The sequence below is a fragment of the Paenibacillus sp. FSL P4-0081 genome, from assembly GCF_000758565.1.
Classification (GTDB): domain Bacteria; phylum Bacillota; class Bacilli; order Paenibacillales; family Paenibacillaceae; genus Paenibacillus_AQ; species Paenibacillus_AQ phytohabitans.
This window is the reverse complement of sequence record NZ_CP009280.1, coordinates 8,095,454-8,119,657: the sequence shown is the minus strand read 5'-3', so window position 1 is coordinate 8,119,657 and position 24,204 is coordinate 8,095,454. Positions and strand designations below refer to the sequence as shown.

At 52.7% G+C, this 24,204-nt stretch carries 17 protein-coding genes; 10 read left to right on the top strand and 7 right to left on the bottom strand.

Translation table 11 applies throughout. The features are described from left to right. Window positions 1-29: 29 nt before the first annotated feature. From P40081_RS34585 to P40081_RS34570, 4 genes are all read left to right on the top strand, one after another. Complete coding sequence (locus P40081_RS34585) at window positions 30-1,424, top strand: ABC transporter substrate-binding protein (RefSeq protein ID WP_042140378.1); 1,395 nt, start codon at window positions 30-32, stop codon at window positions 1,422-1,424. Window positions 1,425-1,580: 156 nt separating this feature from the next. Continuing rightward, window positions 1,581-1,964, top strand: a complete 384-nt coding sequence (locus P40081_RS34580) for a winged helix-turn-helix transcriptional regulator (RefSeq protein ID WP_042140377.1) — start codon at window positions 1,581-1,583, stop codon at window positions 1,962-1,964. A gap of 46 nt (window positions 1,965-2,010) precedes the next feature. Next, the gene (locus tag P40081_RS34575) at window positions 2,011-3,144 is read left to right on the top strand and encodes an NADH-dependent flavin oxidoreductase (RefSeq protein WP_042141793.1); all 1,134 of its coding nucleotides are present in this window, start codon (window positions 2,011-2,013) and stop codon (window positions 3,142-3,144) included. 211 nt (window positions 3,145-3,355) lie between these two features. Further along, window positions 3,356-3,763, top strand: a complete 408-nt coding sequence (locus tag P40081_RS34570; RefSeq protein WP_063779850.1) for a winged helix-turn-helix transcriptional regulator — start codon at window positions 3,356-3,358, stop codon at window positions 3,761-3,763. Window positions 3,764-3,808: 45 nt separating this feature from the next. Here P40081_RS34570 and pepT read toward each other — a convergent pair whose 3' ends face one another. The 4 genes from pepT to P40081_RS34550 form a co-directional block, all read right to left on the bottom strand. Beyond that, a complete protein-coding gene (pepT, locus tag P40081_RS34565; protein ID WP_042140376.1) occupies window positions 3,809-5,041 on the bottom strand; it encodes a peptidase T in 1,233 nt (410 codons plus the stop codon). A 96-nt stretch (window positions 5,042-5,137) separates the two neighbouring features. After that, window positions 5,138-5,797 (bottom strand): class D sortase, encoded by a 660-nt coding sequence (locus P40081_RS34560; RefSeq protein WP_052422153.1) that lies wholly within the window; start codon window positions 5,795-5,797, stop codon window positions 5,138-5,140. Window positions 5,798-5,825: 28 nt separating this feature from the next. Beyond that, entirely contained in the window at window positions 5,826-6,848 is a 1,023-nt protein-coding gene (locus P40081_RS38875) for a hypothetical protein (protein ID WP_042140375.1), read from the bottom strand. Between the two features lie 546 nt (window positions 6,849-7,394). Further along, on the bottom strand, window positions 7,395-8,411 hold the full coding sequence (locus P40081_RS34550) for an LLM class flavin-dependent oxidoreductase (RefSeq protein ID WP_171719127.1): 1,017 nt from the start codon (window positions 8,409-8,411) through the stop codon (window positions 7,395-7,397). A gap of 1,373 nt (window positions 8,412-9,784) precedes the next feature. Here P40081_RS34550 and P40081_RS34545 point away from each other — a divergent pair. The 5 genes from P40081_RS34545 (at window position 9,785) to pgmB (ending at window position 18,249) form a co-directional block, all read left to right on the top strand. Then, window positions 9,785-10,789, top strand: a complete 1,005-nt coding sequence (locus P40081_RS34545) for a LacI family DNA-binding transcriptional regulator (protein ID WP_042141790.1) — start codon at window positions 9,785-9,787, stop codon at window positions 10,787-10,789. A 435-nt stretch (window positions 10,790-11,224) separates the two neighbouring features. Then, a complete protein-coding gene (locus P40081_RS34540) occupies window positions 11,225-12,655 on the top strand; it encodes an ABC transporter substrate-binding protein (protein WP_042140373.1) in 1,431 nt (476 codons plus the stop codon). A 239-nt stretch (window positions 12,656-12,894) separates the two neighbouring features. Beyond that, window positions 12,895-14,010 (top strand): carbohydrate ABC transporter permease, encoded by a 1,116-nt coding sequence (locus P40081_RS34535; protein WP_042140372.1) that lies wholly within the window; start codon window positions 12,895-12,897, stop codon window positions 14,008-14,010. Next, a complete protein-coding gene (locus P40081_RS34530) occupies window positions 14,010-15,101 on the top strand; it encodes a carbohydrate ABC transporter permease (RefSeq protein ID WP_042140371.1) in 1,092 nt (363 codons plus the stop codon). The genes P40081_RS34535 and P40081_RS34530 overlap by 1 nt, the downstream gene beginning before the upstream one ends. A 31-nt stretch (window positions 15,102-15,132) precedes the next feature. Continuing rightward, entirely contained in the window at window positions 15,133-18,249 is a 3,117-nt protein-coding gene (pgmB, locus tag P40081_RS34525) for a beta-phosphoglucomutase (RefSeq protein ID WP_231575251.1), read from the top strand. A gap of 263 nt (window positions 18,250-18,512) precedes the next feature. On the opposite strand, the gene P40081_RS39645 is transcribed toward pgmB, so the two are convergent. From P40081_RS39645 to P40081_RS34510, 3 genes are all read right to left on the bottom strand, one after another. After that, on the bottom strand, window positions 18,513-18,770 hold the full coding sequence (locus tag P40081_RS39645; protein ID WP_231575250.1) for a DinB family protein: 258 nt from the start codon (window positions 18,768-18,770) through the stop codon (window positions 18,513-18,515). A gap of 4 nt (window positions 18,771-18,774) precedes the next feature. After that, a complete protein-coding gene (locus P40081_RS39640) occupies window positions 18,775-19,002 on the bottom strand; it encodes a DinB family protein (protein ID WP_231575249.1) in 228 nt (75 codons plus the stop codon). An 822-nt stretch (window positions 19,003-19,824) separates the two neighbouring features. Then, window positions 19,825-20,802: a LacI family DNA-binding transcriptional regulator gene (locus P40081_RS34510; protein ID WP_042140369.1), complete on the bottom strand. Its 978-nt coding sequence runs from the start codon at window positions 20,800-20,802 to the stop codon at window positions 19,825-19,827. A gap of 345 nt (window positions 20,803-21,147) precedes the next feature. On the opposite strand from P40081_RS34510, the gene P40081_RS36900 reads away from it, so the two are divergent. Continuing rightward, entirely contained in the window at window positions 21,148-24,102 is a 2,955-nt protein-coding gene (locus tag P40081_RS36900; protein ID WP_052422152.1) for an ABC transporter substrate binding protein, read from the top strand. Window positions 24,103-24,204: the final 102 nt, after the last annotated feature.

Below are 24,204 nucleotides of genomic sequence, written 5' to 3'. Positions count from 1 at the left end.
ATTACACAAAGAAAAGGGAGGGTTTCAAGATGAAAAGAAATCAATGGATGCTGGCAGGAGCTTCGCTGCTGCTGGCAGGATCGCTGGCTGCATGCTCCTCGTCAACTGCTTCAAATAATACAAAGGCGGAGGGCGGGGATACCTCCGCTGAGCAAACCAAGCTGGTCTACTGGTCCATCGACCGTCATGATTCAGATTTTATTGAGCAGAAGATCAGTGAGTACGAGGGGCTTAACCCTAATGTGGATATTGAATTCAAAGTGATGGCTGACAACTACGCCCAGTCAGTGGATATCGCCTTCTCCAGTAAACAGGCGCCGGATATTCTGCGCGTGGATACAGGCAATGTACCGGCCTGGGTCAAGAAAGGGTATCTGGAATCGTTCGACAGCTACATCACACCGGAAATGAAGAGCCGGTTCGAGAGCGTGCTCATTAATGAGAAGAATATGGTTGACGGCAAAATCTACACCCTGCCGAATATTGGCCAATTCTGGCGCCTGATCTATAACGTGGATCTGTTCGAGAAGGCCGGGATTACAGAGCCGCCAGCTACACTTGCCGAAATGGTGGAGGATGCCAAGAAGATTACTGAGGCGGGTAAAGACAGCGGTGCTTACGGCTTCGCCGGTAATTTCAAGAGCGGAAGCGGGTTTGAACGCATTGCCCATCCGATCACAACCCTCAGTAAGACAGAAGGAACGGAAGGCTTCAACTTCCAGACCGCTAAGTTCGACTTCGGCATGTACAAGGAGACGCTTGAAGCCCTGCGGCAGATCGTAGTGGACGGCAGTATGATGCCGGGTTCGGAATCGCTTGATATTGACCCGCTGCGGGCACAGTTCGCTCAAGGTAAAATCGGGATGTATTTCAACCATTCTGTTGAGCCTAGTGTGTACAAAACTCAATTCCCGACCGAAATCCGCTGGGCGGCAGCACTGCCGCCAACCGTGGACGGCCAGCAGAACGGCGCCAGCCAGGTCATCTCCGGCAGCTATCTGGCGATGAGCAAAGACTCCGGGCAGAAAGAGGCCGCCTGGAAGTTTATCGAGTGGATGTACAGCGATGAGGTGCAGATCGCTTACCAGGAAGGCGGATACGGGGTTTCTGTTATTCCTTCTGTTGCTGCCGCAGCGAAAGCTCCGGATATCCCGGGAATTGAGGACTTCCTGCCGACCAAGTATGACGGAATCTATCCGGCAACTCCGTTCACTGCTACCGAAGGACGTCTGGAAGGAACGAAGAAGATGGATGTGTTCAACAGATATATCTTTACCGGCGGAGATTTGGACAAGGATCTTCAGGATCTGAACACGCGTTATAACGCCGCCCTGGACAAAGCCAAAGCTGCAGGCGACACTACGATTGAAGCCCAGCCGGACTTCAGTGCAGCCAGCCTGCAGGGAAGCCTGGTCAAGGAATAACAAGGGAAGAATAATACCACATGCAGCATACAGACCGCAGGCCATAGGCCTGCGGTCTGTTACGTTATATGGGTCTGCCCCAGGGCGTCTGCTGGCGATGTGCAGCCCCCGGGTGTATTGTAGTATGATATTAAAGAACGAAAGGAGGGACTTATATTGGCGACTGAGATTAAAGACCGTATCAATCTGAAGGAAATCAACTGCGAGAAGGAGCTTACGCTTGCTGTCATCGGCGGCAAATGGAAGCTTATCATATTGTGGCACCTGGGTCTGGAAGGGACCAAACGCTTCAGCGAGCTGAAGAAGCTGATTCCGCATATTACGCAGAAAATGCTGACCAATCAGCTGCGTGAGCTGGAGGAAGATCAGCTGGTATTCAGGCGGGTGTATGCTGAAGTCCCGCCGAGAGTAGAATACTCTATGACGGAGTATGGGCATACGCTGATGCCTGTGCTGCGCATGATGTATGACTGGGGCAAGAATTACGGGGAGAACGTCATTTGGAAAGATGACCCTGACCGCGACAGATCGATGAAATGAAATTCATATAGATTTAGACAAATGGAGGAGATTGATAATTATGCTGCTGAAGACAGAATATAGCCCGCTGCTGGAGACGTTTAAGTTCGCGAACGGCATTGAACTGAAGAACCGTGTGGTGATGGCGCCGATGACTAATTTCTCCTCGAATGAGGATGGAACCGTCTCAGAGCCGGAGCTTGATTACTACATCCGCCGATCCAAAGGGGCAGGAATGGTTATTACCGCCTGTGTATATGTATCACGCGGCGGGAAAGGCTTCCCGGGTGAATTCGGTGCTGACCATGACGGGCTGATTCCGAGCCTGCGCGGGCTGGCCGAGGCCATTAAGGGTGAAGGGGCGAAGGCGGTTCTGCAGATCTTCCATGGCGGGCGCCAATGCCCCCCGGCACAGCTGCCTGACGGACAGACGGTCAGCGCAAGTGATGTGCCGTCGGAGCTTCCGGGCGGCGGGCAAGGACCGGTTCCGCGCGCACTGACGGATGAAGAAATTACCGGAATTATCGCTGATTTCGGAGAAGCTACACGCCGGGCGATCGAAGCCGGATTCGATGGTGTGGAAATTCACGGTGCCAACGGCTATCTGCTGCAGCAGTTCTTCTCCCCGCATTCGAACCGGCGCGAAGACCGCTGGGGCGGCGATCTGCAGAAGCGTCTGACCTTCCCGCTGGCTGTTCTGCGCAGTGTCAAGGATGCGGTGAAGCAGCATGCACAGGGGGAATTCCTTGTAGGGTACCGCTTCTCGCCTGAAGAGCCGGAAACACCGGGAATTACGATGGCTGATACCTTTGCGCTAATCGATGCACTGACAGGGGAAGGGCTTGATTATCTGCATGCTTCCCTGATGGAGCTGTGGTCGCAGCCGCGCCGGGGTACCGAGGACAGCCGTCCGCGGATCGAGCAGATTGTAGACCGCGTGGGAGGCAAGGCTCCGGTAATTGGAGTAGGCTCGCTCTATACCGCCGCTGATGCCCTGAAGGGTCTGGACAGCGGGATCAGCCTGGTCGCTCTGGGCCGTCCGCTCCTGATTGAACCGGACTGGGTTCAGAAGGTTGCCGAAGGGCGTGCAGCTGAGATTAAGACTGAGCTGGACCCTTCCGCCCAAGCTGAGCTTGTAATCCCGGACCCGCTCTGGAATGCACTGATTCATACGCCGGGCTGGCTGCCGGTGAAGCAGTAAATAGCAGGAGGGCGTCTGTCCTGCGCCTGTAACCTATTCATGACCTCTGGGTGCCTATATTTAAGGCTTCCAGAGGTTTTTTGCCATATTGGCATAAACGTGGAAATGTATATATGATACAATCGTATTAATTAACGGAACATCCTACAATGAGGAGTTTGCAGATATGAATGTACAGGGGAGAAACGATAGTTCCGGCGATGCGGAAGAGATGAGGCGTGATGAAGAAATGGATTCTTTTCAGCGGACGCTCGAGGTCATCGGCGGTAAATGGAAAGGAGTCCTGCTCTACCATCTAATCAGCGGTACAAAGCGGTTCAATGAACTGCGCAGATTATGTCCGGGAATTACCCAGCGGATGCTGGCCATGCAGCTGCGGGAGCTGGAGCGTGACGGTCTGGTTCATCGTGAGGTGTACCCGCAGGTGCCCCAGAAGGTAGAGTATTCTCTGACCGAGTGGGCCCGGGGCCTGGAATCCGGCCTGCTTAGTATTAAACACTGGGGAGAAGGATACAGGGAGGTGCTGGCCCAGAGTGAACCTGAGCTGCAGGCTGCCGGCGGCCGGGCCGGAGAAGACTCCGTGGAAGCAGCTCCGCGCAGCACAAATACCCCCGGATAAGCGGGATGCGCTTTATCCGGGGGTATTTGTGCTATGCAGGAGGCGTTAAGCTTTTTGCTCAGCCAGACGGGCAATCTCTACGATAACCTTAACAGCCATCAGCATTACGTCTACAGAGGCGTATTCGAATTTGCCGTGGAAATTCTCGCCGCCGGTGAAGATATTCGGTGTCGGCAGGCCCATATAGGACAGCTGTGAGCCGTCAGTCCCTCCGCGGATCGGGCGGATCACCGGAGCTATTCCCAGACCCTCCATCGCTTCCCGGGCAATATCAACGATGTGGCGCACCGGCTCGATTTTTTCACGCATATTATAGTACTGGTCATTCATCTCCAGCACTACATTGTCTGCTCCGTAAGTAGACTTGAATTCATCCACAATGGCAGCGATATGGGCTTTGCGGTTCTCGAAATTCTCGCGGTCAAAGTCACGGATAATATACTGCAGCTTGCTGTGCTCGGCATTGCCCTGCATGGAGATCAGGTGGTAAAAGCCCTCGTACCCATCCGTGAATTCAGGCGCTTCACCGGCAGGAAGCCGGAGATGGAAGGCCATGGCGATTTTGGAAGAGTGGATCATCTTGCCCTTGGCTGTACCGGGATGTACGTTGACCCCATGGAAGCTGATTTTGGCGGCAGCGGCATTGAAGCTCTCATACTCCAGCTCTCCGAGCGGGCCGCCATCAACGGTATAGGCATAGGAAGCGCCGAATGCTGCAACGTCGAACTTATGCGGGCCGCGTCCGATTTCTTCATCCGGGGTAAAAGCAACTCTGATCTTGCCGTGTTTGATCTCCGGATGCGCGAGCAGATACACCATCGCCGTAACGATCTCCGCAATACCAGCCTTGTTATCTGCCCCCAGCAGGGTAGTGCCGTCGGTGGTAATCAGGGTATGCCCCTTGTAGCCGCTCAGCTCCGGGAAGCTCTTCGTAGTCAGAACAATGTTAAGCGCCTTATTCAGCACAATATCATTCCCGTCATAGTTCTCGACAATCTGCGGCTTCACATCCGTGCCGGTGAAATCAGTCGCCGTATCCAAATGGGCCAGGAAGCCTATTACCGGAACATCCTTGTCCGTGTTCGCCGGCAGTGAAGCCATAACATACCCGTGCTCGTCCACTGTGACTTCCGTCATCCCGATCTCCTGCAGCTCCTCTACCAGCTTATGGGCAAGCACCATTTGGCCGGGTGTGGAAGGGCAGGTCTCGCTGTCCTCATTCGATTGGGTATCCATTTCAGCATAAGAAATAAAACGCTTGATCAGCTCTTGTTTCAATTCAGGTCATCTCCTCTTCATCTTCGTATGTCTATATTATCACGATCCGCCAGAGGTCTCATCCCCGTGCGGACTTCCGAAGAGAGAAATGTCTGCTTACGGCTGCCGTACCAGCGGCTTGCTTGCAATCAGCCTGGCCGAGAGCAGATAGCGGTCAGGAGCTGAACCAACGTAGGAGAAGGGATAACAGGTGATCAGGGTAAGGACAGCTTCTTCGCTTGGCTTAATCGCTCCCCGTGCTTCTGCGTCTACAATCCTGCTCCCTGTGATCTCATAGGTGAACTTCCCCTCCGCCGTTTCGAGTTCAATGATATCGGACACCTCCAGATCCCCAAGGCTCCGGAACACTGTGTCGCGATGTCCTGCCAGTACGCTGTTGCCGGGGGAGCCTATGGCTGCACTCCCTTCGTCATGCCCTGCCCCTTTTTTTAGGGCTGTCCGTCCCGTCCCCTCCAGAATAGCCGCCCGTTTGTCCAGCTTTGGAAAATAGATCTCTCCAATAACCTCCCCCTCCGTATATTCGGGGTTGACGCTGCCTTGTTCTGCTGGGGGGCTGATCATGCCGTCAGGCAGCGGAGTCTCTTCCTCTGTTGCGGGGGATGGCTGGGCTTCCTCCCTCTTTTTCTCCCAGGTTTGCAGGGCTTTCCGGGCTTCTGCTGGCGCTTTGAAGATCTGGACGGCCGAATACAGCATGACGCATAAAGAGAGTATGAAGATCAGCTTCACGGCTAAAGATATACCGGAACGCTTCTTCATACTCTCTCCTCCAGCCTTGTGTGAAATATTATTTCTTCGATCCGAGCTTGCGGATGGCGATCAGACTGAGAATGGCTACGGCCATGCTGCCCAGAATCAGATTGTACCAAGGTTCGGCCGTATCCGGCAGCTTGCCGTCCTCATCCGGTCCGGCGAGCGGAAGCTCGTCATCGGTAAGGGTTTCCCCGTTATCCGGTGAAGGCGCTGGTGTACTGCCGGCGGTGACAGCTCCGGCATCTGGTGTAGCAGACGGGCCGCTGCCTCCATTGTTATCCCCGCCGCCCAGCGGTACCGGTGCTTCACTTACAGCTACCTCATCTACTGCCGGTGTTGCCGCAGCGGTTGGTGAAGGAGATGGCGTTAGGGCAGGTGCCGTGCTGCTGGATGGCAGATCCGTCGGAGCCGGTGTTGCTGTTGGTGTGCTGCCTGGTCCCTCTGGTGTTGCCGTTGCAGTCGGTGCTGCCGTAGGCTCAGCTGTAGGGTCTGGTGTAGCAGTCGGTATCGGCGTTGCTGTTGGCTCAGCTGTAGGGTCTGGTGTAGCGGTTGGTATCGGCGTTGCTGTTGGCTCAGCTGTCGGCGCAGGATCTGCCGTGGCGGTGAATTCAAAGGCTACGCTCACCGTCTTCCCCTGAAATTCATTGCCGGCTTCAGGCGGGAATAACACATCCATCTGGATGTCCTCTTGCGCAGCGCCCTCAAGCGAGCCGATAGTCACCCGGCCTTCTGCCTCGCTCATTACCCCTGTATAGATGATTACTCCCTCTTTTTGCAGGGTCATTTGCAGGATTTTGTACAATTCTGCGTCCCCGGAGAGGAATTTGAAGTCTACAGAATAATCAAACGGGTCATTTCCGTCGTTGATCACCGTATAGTCTGAAGCCATAGTATCTCCCGGCTGCATGTTGTTCATGGTCGCAGTGCTGGTCGTATGCGAATTCACGGTCAGCTTAATCGTGTCCTCGGCGCTGGCCCCACCGGCATGCCATACGACACCAGCCAGAACAACTAGAATATAAGCGCCTAGCAAGGACGCGCGATAGCTCTTTTTCACATTCCCGCCCCTCTCTTCTGGGAAGTCATCTTTACTCTATTTCTAGTTCACTCGCCCGCCTACAACCCGTATTTCCTAGCCTATAACCGCCTAATTCTGCAGTTTCCAGCCGCGATTCGCCGCAATTCATGCTTATTACGCATGTCATGTCGAATAAAGTGGTTTTTAATAGAACTACTACGAAACAGGGCGATAGTACCCGAAAGAACGAACCTGAAGAATGCAATTGCGCATTTGTTCGTTATAACGAATAACTACAGTATAATCAAATTTAAAGATAAATAAAAACATTCAAATCGGTCTAAATGAGGTATAAATGGAGGTTTGATTCACATTATAATTTGTTTTCTACAGTTTACTGCTGTTCACTCATTATTTCTCCGTATATTAATAAATACGTAGTATTTTATAGAGAACGGTTCATTGTTAATATGTAAATGAAGAGACTAGCGGTATTTCTTGCATACAAATAGCCCATTTAAGCTACAGGCACGGATCTCTCCGTGTGTAGTTAAATGGGCCGGGTATTTGATGGGCGGTATCGGTTTATTGCTCCTGCAGCAGCTCGGATACCAGCTTATAAGAGTGCAGGCGTGCGGAGTGATCATAAATCTGTGATGCAATAATCCACTCGTCGGCAGCCGTCTCCTCGAGAATCTCCAGCAGCCGTTCTTTGATTAGCGAAGGATCGCCGGCAATGGAATATTGTTGTTTGCTTAGCAGCATGGCTTTCTCCTGCGGTGTCCAGATTCCATCCAGGCTGTCCACCGGAGGCTGGAGCTTGCCGGTACGGCCGCGGATGATATTCAGGAATTGCTGCTGCTGTGAGGTAGCCAGTCTGCGCGCTTCCTCCACCGTATCTGCGGCGGTTATTCCCAGTCCGATCATGACATGGGGCTTATCGAGCACTGCGGAAGGCTTGAAGCTGCTGCGGTACAAATGCAGTGCCGGCAGCAGGTAATCCGGTGCAAAGTGGCTGGCAAAAGCAAACGGAAGACCGAGCTGGCCCGCAAGCTGGGCACTGAAGCCGCTGGAGCCCAGCAGCCAGATCGGAATATTCAGTCCTTCGCCGGGAACGGCGCGTACACCGAGCGGGCGGCCGCCTGCCCCGTTAGCGTCGAAATAAGCCCGGAGCTCGCTGAGCTGCTCGGGGAATTCGCTGCCGTCGCTGCCAAGACCACGGCGCAGCGCTCTGGCAGCCGCCTGGTCGGAGCCGGGGGCCCGGCCGAGGCCAAGATCGATGCGTCCGGGATATAAGGACTCCAGCGTGCCGAACTGCTCGGCGATAACAAGCGGTGCATGGTTGGAGAGCATGATGCCTCCCGAGCCGACGCGGATACGCTTGGTTCCTCCAGCTACATGTCCAATCACAAGGGACGTGGCAGAGCTGGCAATGCCGGGCATATTATGATGCTCCGCCAGCCAGTAACGGTGGTATCCCCATTCTTCGGCATGACGTGCTAAATCAAGTGTGTTATGAAATGAATCCGCCGCTGTTCCGCCCTCGCGAATAGGGGCTAAATCCAGCACGGAGAACGGAATGTCGTGCAATTGCTTCACCATAATCCCTCCCATAATGGATGCTTCAGCATCAGTAAGCAGTATTTGCAGCTATAGATTGATCTACCCGCCAATTATAACATGAAATAATATTATTTACACACTTTAAGTAAGCGGTATGGAGGAAGAGGGGATATTACGGATGAAGGGATATTACGGATAGAGGGATATTACGGATGAAGAATCTATATCGCTTGATCCGGTATTCTTCCGGATCAGTACAGGATCAGCACAGGATTAGCACCGGGCTCATTGCTTGATCTGCAGGCTGGCTGCGACGGCCCCTTATCCTAAGCATTGTCTAGATTGAACTCAAGATTTCACCATAAAACTCCAACATAAAACTCCAACATAAAACCAATCCTGGCTAATCCGTTATTCTGTGAATTGAACTTCTAGGCGGCAACTGATGACGCAGGAATCTCCCGATTTTATCCGCTTTCTGGGGCAGAGATCCAGTAACTTTTTATAAAATCCTGCAAAATCCTGCACCAAATACAACATTTCTCCTCTCCTATCGGTCCTAATCCAAAATTGTTGTACAAAAGGCAACATTTCACCTTGTTCAAGCGGCTCAGCAGGATTATTGTTGTATTTCCTACAACAATCCGCCCGATCACCCGGCTATCCATCAATCAAAGTTGTAAAACGTACAACATTTCTGTCTGCAGTTCTGCAGTGTCTGCAGTTCTACAGTATTTACAGTGCTTCCTAAGAAGTCTCCACTCTGCCGCTGGAGAATCAAGTGTAAGGCATTGACGTACTCCGCCAGTCCCGCAGTGACTGACCGGTAATTTGAATGGTTCTTGTATCAAGTGCGGTTTATCTAACTGTATTTTGTGCAACTAAAGCGAACACTCATTGCGGTGCTGCATTCCACACTCGCTACTCTCAACAGATATGCAGGCGTTGTTCAGCAAGTTAGATCCATATACATAAGTTCACTCCATATAGGTACAGCGATTAATGTGTTATAGCTACATATGTTCTGCAGAGTTAGGAGTAAGGTGCAAAAGTGTATTGAGAAGCTTTTCAGATGGACGGAGGTGATTAAAAAAGAGGCGTTGTCCAATAGCCAAACAGGCAAAATCCGCAGCCGGTGAATAGCATGATGGGGATTAATTATCAGAAATTCCTTCCGGGGAAAGCGTAATGTAAGCGCATAACAAAGGTCTTGCCAATTTACGGGAGCCTTGCTATAATCGCTTTGAAAAGCTTTTCTAAATAAAAACGGCTACGCTGTGCTTCAGGAAGCCGATGCTTCCGGAGCAGCGCTATTACATATCGGCGCAGGTATCCGTTTCAGCGAGGAAGATAAGGAACATTTATTGCGTAAGCATATAAACTCTTATCTTTATAAAAAGGAAGTCAGAGCTATGAAGCCAACAATCAGAGATGTAGCCAGAATGGCCGGTGTATCCATCAGCACGGTTTCCCGTGTAATGAATGCGCCGGACACAGTAGTTGAGAGTAAACGCAGCCGGGTGATAGAAGCCATAGAAGCTCTGAAGTATCAGCCTAATGCGTTTGCGCGCGGTTTGATTTACAAGAAGTCTTTTACACTGGGCCTGCTTATTCCCGATATTGAGAACCTGTATTTCGCAGGGGTGATCCGGGGGATGCAGGATGCCTGCATTAAGCTCGGCTACAGTCTGATGATCTGCAATACAGACCGTGACAAGGAGCGGACGCTGTCTTATATCGATACCTTCCATGAGAAGCAGGTGGACGGAGTCGTGTTCGCCAGTGATGTGCTGTACCCGGAGTATTATGAGAAGCTGGTAGGCTGCAGAATTCCCTTCGTGCTGGTCTCCTCCCATTCCGATGAGTATGAGGTGGCTTCGGTGGAGGTCGATGATGAGAAGGCAGCGTATGATGCGGTGAAATTCCTGATTGAGCTGGGTCACCAGGAGATCGGAATGATCGGCTTCAATCATGATAACTCGGTGTCCGGGCCGCCGCGTGTTGCCGGATTCGTCAGAGCGCTCAAGGAATTCGGTCTGGAGCGCAATGTGGAGAAGGTCAAATACGCCAATCACCGCTTTGAACAGGCGTATCAGGCATCGCATGAGCTGTTCAGTGAGTATCCGGAGCTGACTGCTGTATTCTGCGTAGCCGATGAGTTCGCCATGGGAACGATCTCTTATCTGAAGGACCGCAATATTCTGGTGCCGGGTCAGGTGTCGGTAATCGGTTTCGACAATCTGCGGATGTCCGGCATGTTCATTCCGAAGCTGACGACGATCGCCCAGCCGATTTATCAGCTGGGTTACCGGGCTGCAGAGAAGCTGCATGAGTTATTAACGACCGGCTCTGTGGCTGTCATGAAAGAAAAGATGGAGCATAAGCTGGTTGTAAGAGAATCCTCACGTGAGAAATGAAATCTGCTTGCGGGCAGGGTTGAAGCGCTGCTGCCTGGATTGTGGAGGGGCAGAGCGGTCTCTTTTTCTAAATTTGAAAAGCTTTTCACAGGGGTTCAGCAGATTAATGCAAGTTATTATGGTTAGTTTACACGGGAATCCGCTATAAATACGGTTGCCAGAGGTAGAAAGGTGCAGGAATATCACAAATTAAAAATAAAACATAGGAAAAGATGAATTTGCAGTATTGGAAACGCATTCATTATGTGATATTATGGAAATGTAAGCGCTATATTAATGTTGCTGACTCAGGAATCCCTGACATTAAACTGTACAAATTATCATACTCTGAAAAGCTTTGCAAGGAGGTGGTCCAGTGCTCAGCCGGTAGTCATTCCGGGAATTAAGCTGACCTAATGCAGTCTCTAAAAACAATTAAAGGGGATGTATGAAACAATGAAGAAAGCTCCAGGACGTAAACTGTCACTCGCTATGGTGCTGTGTTTATCCTTCACCATGATGCTCAGCGGATGCGGCGGGAATAACAATAATGCGGCACCGACGGATGCACCGGCGGCAACAGAAGCTCCGGCAGCAACAGCAGCTGATAACAACCAGGAATCGACAAATAATGCAGAGGCTACAGCTGACGGCAGCCCGCTGGACTTAGCGATGAAAGGTGAATATAAAGGGACTAAGGTAACGATGTTCGGCCCGTTTGTGGACGCCGACCAGGTGAAATTTGAGAGCAGCATCAAAGAGTTTGAAGAAAAAACCGGCATTGATATTCAATATGAAGGCTCCAAGGAATTCGAAGCTACGATTAATATCCGTGTTGACGGCGGCAATGCTCCGGATATCGCTGACTTCCCGCAGCCGGGTCTCCTGGCTTCCATTGCGAAGACCGGCAAGGTAGTCGATCTGACCGGTGTGCTGGATCAGGAGAAGCTGACAGCCAATTACAATAAGAGCTGGCTGGATATGTCCACCATGGACGGTAAAGACGGCAAGATTATGGCCGGGATCTGGAACCGCAGCAATGTGAAGAGTCTGGTCTGGTATCCGAAGAAGCAATTCGATGATGCCGGATACACGGTTCCGCAGACTTGGGATGAGATGATGGCGCTGACAGAGCAAATTGCCAAAGACGGTGATCCTGCCTGGGCTATCGGTATTGAGAGCGGCGCGGCTACCGGCTGGGCAGCCACCGACTGGGTAGAGAACATTATGCTGCGTACCACAACTCCTGAGAACTATGACAAGTGGGTAGCCGGAGAACTGCCGTTCACTTCTCCTGAAGTGAAGAATGCAGTAGATGTGATGTCCAAAATCTGGCTGAACAAGGATTATGTATACGGCGGCGCTAAATCCATCGTAACCACGGCTTTCGGGGATGCTCCGAAACCAATGTTCGAGAATCCTCCCAAAGCCTGGTTCAACCTGATGGGGAACTTCATTACGAGCTTCTTCCCGGAAACCGCCAAGGTTGATGTAGATTATGACTGGTTCTACCTCCCGCCGATTGATGAGCAATACGGCAAGCCGGTTCTTGTAGCAGGCGATATCTACGCGATGTTCAATGACCGTCCTGAAGTACGTGCAGTCATGGAATTTTTCACCACCGGTGAATCGATCAAGAGCTGGGTACAATCCGGCGGTGTAGTGGCGCCAATGAATGATGCCCCGCTGGACTGGTACCAGTCCGAATCCGACCGCCGGATGGCGCAGCTGGTGCAGGATGCTTCAACCCTGCGGTTTGACGGCTCTGACCTGATGCCGGGCAAGGTGGGTGCAGGCACGTTCTGGAAAGGCATGACCGACTATGTGAGCGGAACGGCTACTCTGGATCAGGCACTGGAGCAGATCCAGTCCGGCTGGAACAACTAAGGAGCGTGTAAGCGGGACTTAGGGGGACGCAAATGATGAAGAGGGGCAGGGCAGCAGTGATGAATCCTGCCCCTCTTTTTCTTGAAATATAAGAATTTATATGTTTCACACCATAATTTATCCTTCTATTTCTCGCTGAAACGATACCGTCCTTATAAGGACGGCAAAGCCGTTTCCACTTGTTAAAGAATGCTTATGTAGAGAGTTTTGCTGCGCAAAACTTATTAGGAGGAACTGATATGGATGCACAAATAAAGCCGGAGGCCGGTGCCCCAGGTACGCAGGTCAAGCAGAGAATCAGCGGCCGGGCGGTGCTTTTATCGCTGGGGGTGCTGCTCGCTAACATTGTGATCAACGGGCTGATCTTCTTGTTTTTCCGCGATTCTACGCTTAATCCGCTGCTAACTGCGGTGCTTGCCGTGCTATGGGGTGTACTGGGTGTATATCTGATCTATTACACTCTGACCTGGGCGGTTGAGCAATATCCCGACCGTATCCGCAGGAAAGTGCTGCCCTACGTATTCGTCGGACCCGCGGTTATTATCCTCGGCTGGCTGCTAATCCTGCCTGCGCTGCGGACCCTGTACTTAAGCTTCTTCAATGCTTCTTCGGAGAAGTTCGTCGGACTCAGCAACTATGCTGCAATCTTCAGCGACCATCTGATGGCAACCGCACTGCGCAACAATCTGCTCTGGGTGTTTGTGGGGACGCTGGCCTGTGTATGCTTCGGGCTGCTCATTGCCATCCTTGCCGACCGCAGCAGTTATGAACGTATCGCCAAATCGATTATTTTCATGCCGATGGCCATATCCTTTGTTGCCGCAGGCGTGATCTGGAAGTTTGTCTATTATTATCAGCCGGGCGATGAGCAGATCGGACTGCTGAATGCGATCGTAACCTATTTCGGCGGCGAACCGCAGGCCTGGACGAGTATGCTGCAGCCCTGGAATAATTTCTTCCTCATTATTATCCTGATCTGGATGCAGACGGGGTTTGCCATGGTCATCTTCTCTGCAGCGATCAAAGGTGTTCCTGACGATATTCTGGAAGCCGCACGGGTGGATGGCGCCGGTGAGGTGAAGATTTTTTTCGGTATCATGATTCCGTTTATCTCCTCGACCATTCTGACGGTAACCACAACCATTATTGTCTTTACATTGAAAATATTTGACGTCGTCATGGTGATGACGGGAGGTCAATACGATACAGAAGTAGTAGCGACACAGTTCTACCGGCAATTCTTCATGTACCGCAACTTCGGTTACGGCTCAACACTGGCTATCGTACTCCTGATCGCGGTATTGCCTGTTATTCTTATTAATCTGCGTCAGTTCCGCAAGCAGGGGGGATTCTAATGGTCGGCAAAAAGAAGAGAAAAAGCAGCAAAACCGTTGTTAACCTGATACTGGGCGTCATCTGCTTCATCTGGATTCTGCCGACGTTCGGGCTCTTTGCCTCCTCCTTCCGTCCGGCTGCGGATATTCTGCACACCGGCTGGTGGAAGGTCTTCCCCCATCAGGAGTGGAAGGCCGGCGAAACGCTGCAGCTGTCCAAGGATGTGGATCTGCGGCAGCCGATTGAGGTGAACGGTAAAACCTACAGTGATGATCAGCTCAAAGCAGGTGTAAAGGCGGATGACAGCCGCCTGATGTGGGAGAACCGCAGAGCGCGCACGGTCAATATGCAGGAACAGGGCTGGAAGACTACGCCTGACCTGACGCTTGATAATTATAAGAATGTACTGTCCGGCAAGGAATACAAGCTTAAGGAAGCCGATGGCAGTGAGACGGTGCAGAAGGGCAGCGGATTATCGCAGGCGTTCTGGAATACGCTGACGATTGCTGTACCGGCTACGGTGATTCCGGTGCTGATCGCCTCTTTTGCCGCATACGCCTTCGCCTGGCTACGCTTCCCTGGACGCAAAACACTGTTCGTCATCATTATCGCGATGCTGGTCATTCCGATACAGGTTGCGCTGATTCCGGTACTGAAGGATTACACGTCGCTGGGACTCAACGGCAGTTATCTCGGAATCTGGCTGGCGCACACGGCCTTCGGCCTGCCGCTGGTTACGTACTTTATGTATAACTTCATCAGCCAGCTGCCGAAGGATCTGTTTGAATCAGCCTTCATTGACGGGGCCAGCCACTTTACCATTTTCAGCAGGCTGATTCTGCCGCTCTCTGTACCTGCGCTCGCCTCCATCGGAATCTTCCAGTTCCTCTGGGTGTGGAATGATTATCTGGTGTCGCTGATCTTCATCGGCAACCAGCCGTCGGTGCAGGTAATGTCCATGAAGATCGCCGATCTGGTCGGCTCACGCGGTAATGACTGGCATCTGCTGACTTCGGCTGCGTTTATCTCAATGCTGATGCCGCTGGCAATCTTCTTCCTGCTGCAAAAGTATTTCGTCAGAGGTCTGATGGGCGGCTCGGTGAAAGGCTGAGCCTGTGGCTCAGAGCAGGTACCGGGTGTGCATGAGTACCGCCATTTCCGGCGGCAATGTAAAGAGCGGAGGTCTGTCCCCCGGAGATCCGATGCGGCGGTCAGGAGAAATTCGCAATCAGGAGGAGAATATAGAGATGAAGATGAAGCCCTATGAACATCCGCCGGCATTATATCCTTACCGCGAGTGGAGTCTCGGTGAGGAACACTACGAGGATGAGTATAATCAGCGGAGCGAGAGCGTATTCGCGCTCGGCAACGGATATATAGGTATGCGCGGTAATTTCGAGGAAGGCTACCACGGCAAGGCGGGCACTTCCGTAGCCGGGAACTATCTGAACGGATTCTATGATTCTGAGCCGATTGTCTATCCCGAAGGGGCCTTCGGGTTCCCTTCCCGGAATCAGGCGATGCTGAATGTGACTGATGCGCGTATGATCGAACTCAGTATTGAAGGACATGATTTCCGGCTGGACCAAGGGAAGGTTCACCGGTATGAACGCCGTCTGGATATGCAGAGTGGTATTCTGCACCGGGAGGTGGAGTGGGAATCTCCTGCCGGCCACCGGGTGCTGCTGGAGATCCGCCGGATGGTGTCGCTTGCGCACAAGCATCTGGCCGCAATCGACTATGCAGTGACCGCGCTGAACTTCTCCGGCACGCTGAAGTTTGAGTCTGCCGTGGACGGCGAGATCCGGCGGCCGGAGGCCACGGATGATCCGCGGCTGGGCGCAGGCAGTGCCGAGCCCAGCCTGCTGCTGGAAGATACCGGCTACGATGCTGCCACCCGAAAGCTGTGGATGAAGCAGCGGACACGGCATACGCGGTTTGCGCTGCTGACCGCAGTCAGCCATGCGCTGCAGGCAAAGTCCGGCCGCGAGATGAGCAACCAGCTGATCGGACAGCGGATATCGGTGTGTTATGCTGCTGCAGTGCGCAGCGGTGAGACCGTAAGACTCACCAAATATATAACCTATCACACCTCCAAGGATTACGTGGAGGAGGAGCTGCAGGGCCGGAGTGACAGGGTGCTGGAGATGGCCGGAGAACTTGGATTCACCGGTCTGGCCGGGGAGCAGCAGGAATATCTGGATACCTTCTGGGCGCATACGGATGTCGAAATCAAGGGCGACCCGGCGCTGCAGCAGGGTATACGCTTCAATGCTTTTCAGCTGCTGCAATCGGCAGGCCGGGACGGCGCGACCAATATCGGAGCCAAAGGCTTAACCGGAGAAGGCTATGAAGGCCATTATTTCTGGGATACGGAAATGTACATGCTGCCGTTCTTCACCTTCACCCAGCCTGAAGTCAGCCGGGCGCTGCTGGAATTCCGCTATGCTACGCTCGGCAAGGCGCGGGAGCGTGCGGCGGTCATGTCCCAGAAGGGGGCGCTGTATCCATGGCGGACGATAGACGGCGAGGAGAACTCCGCCTACTTCCCTGCCGGGACCGCCCAGGCCCATATCAATGCCGATATTGCCTACGGGCTGAAGCAATACGTGCTGGCAACGGGCGACACGGAATTTCTGGTTGCCCAAGGGGCGGAGATTCTGTTTGAGACCTCGCGCTTCTGGGCCGATCTCGGTCACTACAACCCGGCGCGCAGAGGCGCCTTCTGCATTGATGCTGTGACTGGACCGGACGAATATACGGCGATTGTGAATAACAATGCCTATACCAATCTCATGGTTCAGGACCAATTCATGTATGCCTATGAGACCGCCCTGCTTCTTCAGGAGGAATATCCTGCTGACTATGAACGCCTGCAGCTGGCTATAGGACTGTCCATGGAAGAGGCAGAGGGCTGGAGGGAAGCCGCCGAGAGGATGTTTATTCCTTTTGACAATGATCTCGGCATCTATGCCCAGGATGATACGTTCCTGGCGAAGCAGAAATGGGATTTCGAGCACACACCGCCGGATAAATATCCGCTGCTGCTGAATTATCATCCGCTGGTGATCTACCGCCACCAGGTGCTGAAACAGGCGGATCTCGTGATGGCTATGTTCCTGCTCGGGAACAAGTTCAGCCTGGCGGATAAAATCCGCAACTATCATTATTATGAGCCGCTAACCACCCACGACTCCTCCTTGTCGCCTTGTATTCACAGCATCATGTCTGCTGAGATCGGCGATTTAACCGGGGCATATGCCTATTTCGACCGCACCGTGCGGATGGATCTTGATGACATTAACCGCAACGCCAAGGACGGGCTGCATATGGCGGCGATGGCCGGCTCGTGGATGTCGATCGTGAACGGTTTTGGAGGGTTGCGGCTGTATGAAGGGAAGCTGAGCTTTGATCCGGCCCTGCCGGAGCAGTGGGAGAGCTACCGCTTCAAGATCACCGTGCGCGGGCAGCTTCTGGATATATTCATTGATCGTGAGGATGCCGTATATACGCTACTGGCCGGCACAGGTCTCGAGATCTTGCATAAGGACCAGCCGCTGAGGCTGCTTCCGCAGGAGCCGGTGAAGATTTCGCTTGCGGGCCGGCTTCAGGCGGTAATCTTCGATCTGGACGGCGTCATTACCGATTCGGCTGAATATCATTATCTGGCCTGGCAGGCACTCGCCGATGAGCTGGGCATTCCCTTCAGCCGCGAGAAGAATGAACGGCTGAAAGGGGTCAGCCGGATGGAATCGCTGGAGATAGTGCTGGAGGGCAGCGGACTTGCGCTGCTGCCAGAAGCCGAGAAGCTCCGGCTGGCGGAGAAGAAGAACGATCATTACAAGCAGATGATCGGCCGTATCACCCCGGCTGACCTGCTGCCGGGGATTCCTGAGCTGCTGGATTCCCTGCGCGAGCGGGGGATCTCTGCAGGGCTGGCCTCGGCCAGCCTGAATGCGCCGCTGATTCTGGAGCGCCTCGGCGCAGCCCATTGGTTCCAGGCGGTCGCCGACCCGGCTGAGCTCCGGAAGGGCAAGCCCGACCCGGAGATCTTCCTCAAGGCGGCGGAGCTGCTTGGGGCCGCGCCGGGCAACTGCATCGGCGTGGAGGATGCGGCCGCAGGGGTCGCCGCGATCAAAGCGGCGGGCATGAAGGCCGTAGGCATTGGCAACGCGGCGCAGCTGGGTGCGGCTGACCTGCTGCTGCCGTCTACCTCGGCGCTGGATGCCGGGAAGCTGCTGGAGCTGTGTGCGAGATAAGTGGCAGATAGGCTTGGCTGCGGTGGTGGAAAGGATGGAAGTACGGAAGTACGGAAGTACGGCAAGAAAAGGGAGGCGTAGTATGCTGTAGTGCTCCGCTTTTCATTTAAGTGAGATATTAGACGCCCGTGTTCTCCTCAGTAGGTGGGGGAACACGGGCGTCTTTGTTGAAATTCAGGAATGTATAAGGTACACACGGTTGCTTCTCCTTCTATTTCCCGCTGGAATGGACCGTCTTTATTAAAGGACGGCAAAGCTATTTCTTACTGGTCAGGGTTATTTTTCGCTGGGCTATCCCAGTCCTGGTCCGGGAGCATTTGCCGCAAGTGATGCTTCATGTGATCCACGTAGTCCTCAACCAGCCATTGCAGGGTGACCGTAGTGCCATCATTCCGCAGGAAGAGGAGTGCCAGCTGCTCAGCAGACATGCGTGAAACTGCGCGTAGGACCGACTGATTCAGGCTGATCCACAGGGTCAGTATTTCATCATGCGGAGCCGAGGCATACTGCTGGGCAGACATCCATTCATTCTGGGTCGTAATAAGCCAGCTGAAGAGGCTGCGGTTCGTACTGGACCTTGATAAACCGGGTGAGATTGTTGATCGCCGAATCGCATAAATGTCCAAGTAGTTGCAAACAGGACCATTTGCCTCCCGGACGCGGTGCGGCGGCTTCCTCTGGAGTGAAACGGTTATACGCAGCGGGTACTGCTGCCAGCAGCTGCTGCAGCTCAGCAATCGTAGGCGTTAGCATCGAACCATCCCTGCCTTTCAACTATAAAGTGTGAATAGGATTGGATAAGGAGTTTATCCCTGAATTCAAATATAGAAACTATATAAAAACTATATAAAAACTATATAGAAACTATTGAGAAACTATTGCTGTATTTCTGATTCCGCCGGAAGTGGGCGGAATGGGGAAAAGAAAGGGAAAAATCCCACTAATTCCGCCGGAAGTGGGCGGAATGGAGAAATGAAAGGGATAAATCCCACTAATTCCGCCGGAAGTGGGCGGAATGGAGAAATGAAAGGGATAAATCCCTCTAATCCCCGCCGAAAGTGGGGGGAATGGGGAAAAGAAAGGGATTAATCCCACTAATCCCGCCGGAAGCGGGTGGAATGGGGAAAAGAAAGGGATTAATCCCACTAATCTCGCCGGAAGTGGGCGAAATGGGGAAAAGAAAGGGATAATTCCCTCTATTCCCGCCGGAAGTGGCCGAAATGGGGAAAAGAAAGGGATTAATCCCACTAATCCCGCCGGAAGCGGGTGGAATGGGGAAAAGAAGGGGATAAATCCCTCTAATCCCCGCTTGAAGTGGGCCCAAGGAGGAAATGAGGGGCAAAAGTGCCCTTGATTCCGCCAGCTGTGGCCCAAAGGAGGAAATGAGGGGCAAAAGTGCCCTTGATTTCTCCAGTTGCGGGCCCAAGGAGGAAATGAGGGGCAAAAGTGCCCTTGATTCCACCAGATGTGGCCCAAAGGAGGAAATGAGGGGCAAAAGTGCCCTTGGTTTCACCAGTTACGCACCCAAGGAGGAAATGCCTATATCTATGCCTCTGCCTATATCTATATCTATCCCTAAGTCGTAGCGCCCTCCTCCAGCTCCACGGGCAGGATGTATGCTGATTCGACATGCTCACCCTGCACCTGCCGCAGGATTAGATCGACGGCCAGCTTGCCCATCGCCTCCATCGGCTGGCGGATAGAGCTGATGGCCGGATACAGCAGGCTGCGGAGGGAGATGCCGTCATAGCCGATAATCCGCACATCTTCGGGAACGCGCCGCCCTCTGATCTGGCAGGCCTTCAGGGCATAGGCGGCAATGATGTCACTGCCGGCGAAGATGCCGTCCACCTCAGGATGCTCGCGGAACAGCTGGGCCAGCAGCAGCTCATAGGCTTCGAAGTCGAAGCTGTTGTTGTCCGTATGCAGCGAAACGTACTGGGCGCCGTGCTGCTTCGCAGTTTCTTCGAAGGCGACGCAGCGCAGATGCGATAAGATATTCAGCTTGGGATGCCCGCCGATATGGGCCAGGCGGCGGCAGCCTTTTTGAATCAGCAGGGTCGTGGCCAGCCGTCCTCCCGCGTAATTATCCGAGCATACATACGGAATATCCGGCGAAATCTGCCGGTCAAAGGTAACCAGAGGCAGGTTCATCTGCCGGTAATCCTCTACTTCAAGCGTGTGGCTGCCCATAATAATGCCATCCACCCGGCTTGCGCGCAGCATGTTGATATACTCCTGCTCCTTCTGCTTGTCCTGCCACGAGTTGCACAGCAGCAGCTTGTAGCCTTTCCGGTAGGCATGTTCTTCAATATGACTGGTCAATTCCCCGAAAAAGGGCAGGGAAACATGCGGAATAATCAGTCCGATAATGTTTGATTTTGAGCGGCTGAGCGAGCGGGCCAGTTCATTCGGGCGGTAATTGAGCTCGTCCATCGCCTGGTGCACCTTCTGCTTCAATTCTTCACTTAAGTAACCCCTGTTGTTCAATACCCGGGATACGGTAGTTGCCGATACGCCAGCCTTCAGCGCAACGTCCTTGATGGTCGGCATGGCCTGGCCTCCTGTCTAAGCAGTCAACTGCAAATTCATTCTAACGTGAGCGCTGTTCTCTGTCCACAAAGGCCGCCGCTCCGCTCTATTTGTTGTTTATTAAAATATCGTTTCCCCCTATAATTATAAGAAAGCGGCAAATTTAAAAGATAAGAATTCATTTGCTTTATGCAATAAATTATCCTTATCTTTTACGCTGATACCGGCCGGTGCAGAATGGGGTGCTTTTTTCACTCAAAAGAGGGATGGGAAATGGGTATAACGAATTAGTATTTAGTATAATGTCGAAATTCCTCGTTTTATAATCGAAATCTGACTTTGAGATAGATGAACGGGAGTGTGCGAATGGGTGTAGATAAAATTCATCTCAGGTTGTTAAAAAGCTTGCTCTTGCCGCTGTTTATCTTACTGTGTACGACAGAAGGCACACACGCCTACGCCGAAGAACTTCCCGCTCAGAATGTGCTGGTGCTGCATTCCTATCAGAAAGGCTTTGCCTGGAGCGATGAACAGAGTGCCGGAATTGAAGAACGCCTCAAAAGCGCAGCCGCTCTGCCCGTAATCTATACCGAGTATATGGATTGGAAACGGTATCCCAATCAGGAGAACCTCGAACACTTCTACGAAACGATCAAATTCAAGTATCAGAATATCCGTATTGATGCGGTTCTCACCACAGATGATGCAGCCCTGAGCTTTGCCATGAAATACCGAGGGGAGATTCTGGATAATGCTCCGATCATCTTCAGCGGTGTCAATGAGCTGGGTGTGGCCGGCATCCCGGACACTCACAACATCACAGGTGTTATCGAGAAGATTGATCCTACGCGTACGATCCAAATGGCGCTGGAGATCAACCCTTCCGTGAAGAAGGTTTATGTTGTTTTTGATAATTCGGAGAGCGGATTGTCGACCGGCAAAATGGTCATGGATCAGATTGACGCGCTGAACCTGGGGCTGGAGATCCTCCCTATGAACCGCTTTTCTATTGAACAAATTAAAGCAACGGCATCCGCCCTATCTCCGGACAGTATTGTGCTGATGACTACATACTATAGTGACTCGACCGGAAGGATTGTTGAGTTTGACAGGTTCTCAAGTGAACTGGGCAAGAGCAGCAGTGTTCCGGTGTACCATATTTATGATTTTGGACTAAACCACGGTGCCTTCGGCGGCAGTCTGATCAGCGGCAGAATTCAGGGCCAGACCTCAGCGGAGCTGGCGCTGCGCATCCTGCAGGGGGAGAGTGCGGATAATATCCCTGTTGTGACTGACAGCAATGTCCGCAATGTATTTGACTACAACGAGCTTCAGCATTTCAGCGTACCCCTGGACAAGCTGCCGGAGGGCAGCGAAATCATTAACAAGCCGTTCTCCTTCTATCAGACCTACAAAGTGCTGGTACTGAGCATTATTGCCGCTTTTGCCGTGCTGCTTACCTTTATCTTTGTATTATTATTCTATGTACAGCTGGTGAAACGGATCAGAAGCAATCTGGAAAAAAGCAATGAACGCTTCAGCCTGGCCACCTATGGCGCGGACGCGGTCATCTGGGACGTGGACATGTCCACGATGATCTATTACTTCTCGGACAGCTGGTACGAGCTGCTGGGGTATGAACGGGATGAGGTCAATGAGACCCGCGGCGGCTGGAGAGACCTCCTGCATCCTGAGGATGCCGAGCAGGAGGACCGGCTGCGGACCCAGCATCTGGAGGGTCGTTCTTCGTATTACTACGCTGAATACCGGATGCGCAGCAAGTCGGGGGAATACAAGTGGTTCCAGGCCCGGGGCAAGGTGCTGCGTAATGCAGGCGGCGGATATATCCGGTTTGCCGGGTCGATGGTCGATGTCACCGACCGCAAAGGGTATGAGAGCAAGCTGCAGATGAGCTATCAGGAGCTGGAGTCTACTTATGAGGAGCTGACAGCACTGCAGGATGAGCTGCTGGAGCAGTATAACAAGGTGGTGGAGAACCAGGCGCTGCTGCAGACCAGTGAAGAGAAGTACCGCCTGCTTGCCTATAATGATGTACTGAGCGGCCTGCCGAACCGGCTGTCGCTGTCCGAAGAGCTGAAGAAATTTATTCAGGAGCACTCCGGCGGCCATGCGGCACTGTTCTTCCTGGACATTGATAATTTCAAGTATATCAATGATTCGATGGGCCATACCTTCGGCGATGAGCTGCTGGTGAAGGTCGGCGAACGGCTGCTGGAGCTGTCCGACGGGCGCAGTAAGCATTTCCGCTTCGGCGGCGATGAGTTTGTGATTCTTTTCAAGGATGTAGACGGGTATAGTGAAGTGATCCGCTATGCGGACTCGTTGGTTCAGGGCTTCAAGGAGCCGTTTCAGCTGAGTGCCAGTGTCGTGCATATCTCGGCCAGTATCGGGATTGCCCAATATCCGGAGAATGGCGTGAACGCGGAGGAACTGCTGAAGAATGCCGACATTGCCATGTATAAAGCGAAGGAAGCGGGCAAAGGCATTTATGTGATCTACGGGCGTGAGATGCAGCAGCATTTTGATGAGCGGATGATTATTGAGATGCATCTAAGAAACGCCATCTCCAATAATGAGCTCTCGCTGCATTATCAGCCGCTGGTGGATATCGGTTCGAACGAGATTTGGGGCTTCGAGGCCTTGATCCGCTGGAACAATCCCGTACTGGGCTTCGTATCGCCGTTGTCCTTCATTAAGATTGCTGAGGATTGCCGGCTGATTGTGCCTATCGGTGAATGGGTGCTGCGCACCGCCTGTCAGTTCATCAAGGATCTGCAGAGCCAGGGGTATGCGGGCTACCATATCTCGGTTAACATCTCGGTCATTCAGCTGATGCTGGATGATTTCACGAACATGGTGCTTACGGTGCTGCGGGATACCGGACTTGCCCCGGAATATCTGGAGCTGGAGATTACAGAGTCGATCTTCATGGAATCCTTCGAGGCCATCAGCTCCAAGCTGGAAGCGCTCAAGGAAAAGGGGATCGGCATCGCGCTGGACGACTTCGGTACGGGTTATTCTTCACTGAGCTATCTGAAGCAGCTGCCGATTACCACACTGAAGATTGATAAGTCCTTCATTGACAGTATCGATACCCCGAACAACATGTCGCTGGCCAGCTCCATTGTGACCATCGGCCACGATATGGGCCTGAATGTTACCGCAGAAGGGGTGGAGACCCCGGAGCAGCTGGCTTTTCTGGAGCGGACGAGCTGTGACAAGATTCAGGGCTATTATATCAGCAGGCCTATCCCGGAGAAAGAGGTTGCGGGCTGGGTTGCCGGACGGCGTGCGGGCTGAAGCAATAAGTATACGGAATGTACTCCGTTGATAGTCTGGGTATGTAATATAACAACAAAAAGGGAAGCTCCTTTTAGCAGGGGAGGCTTCCTTTTTGTTTTT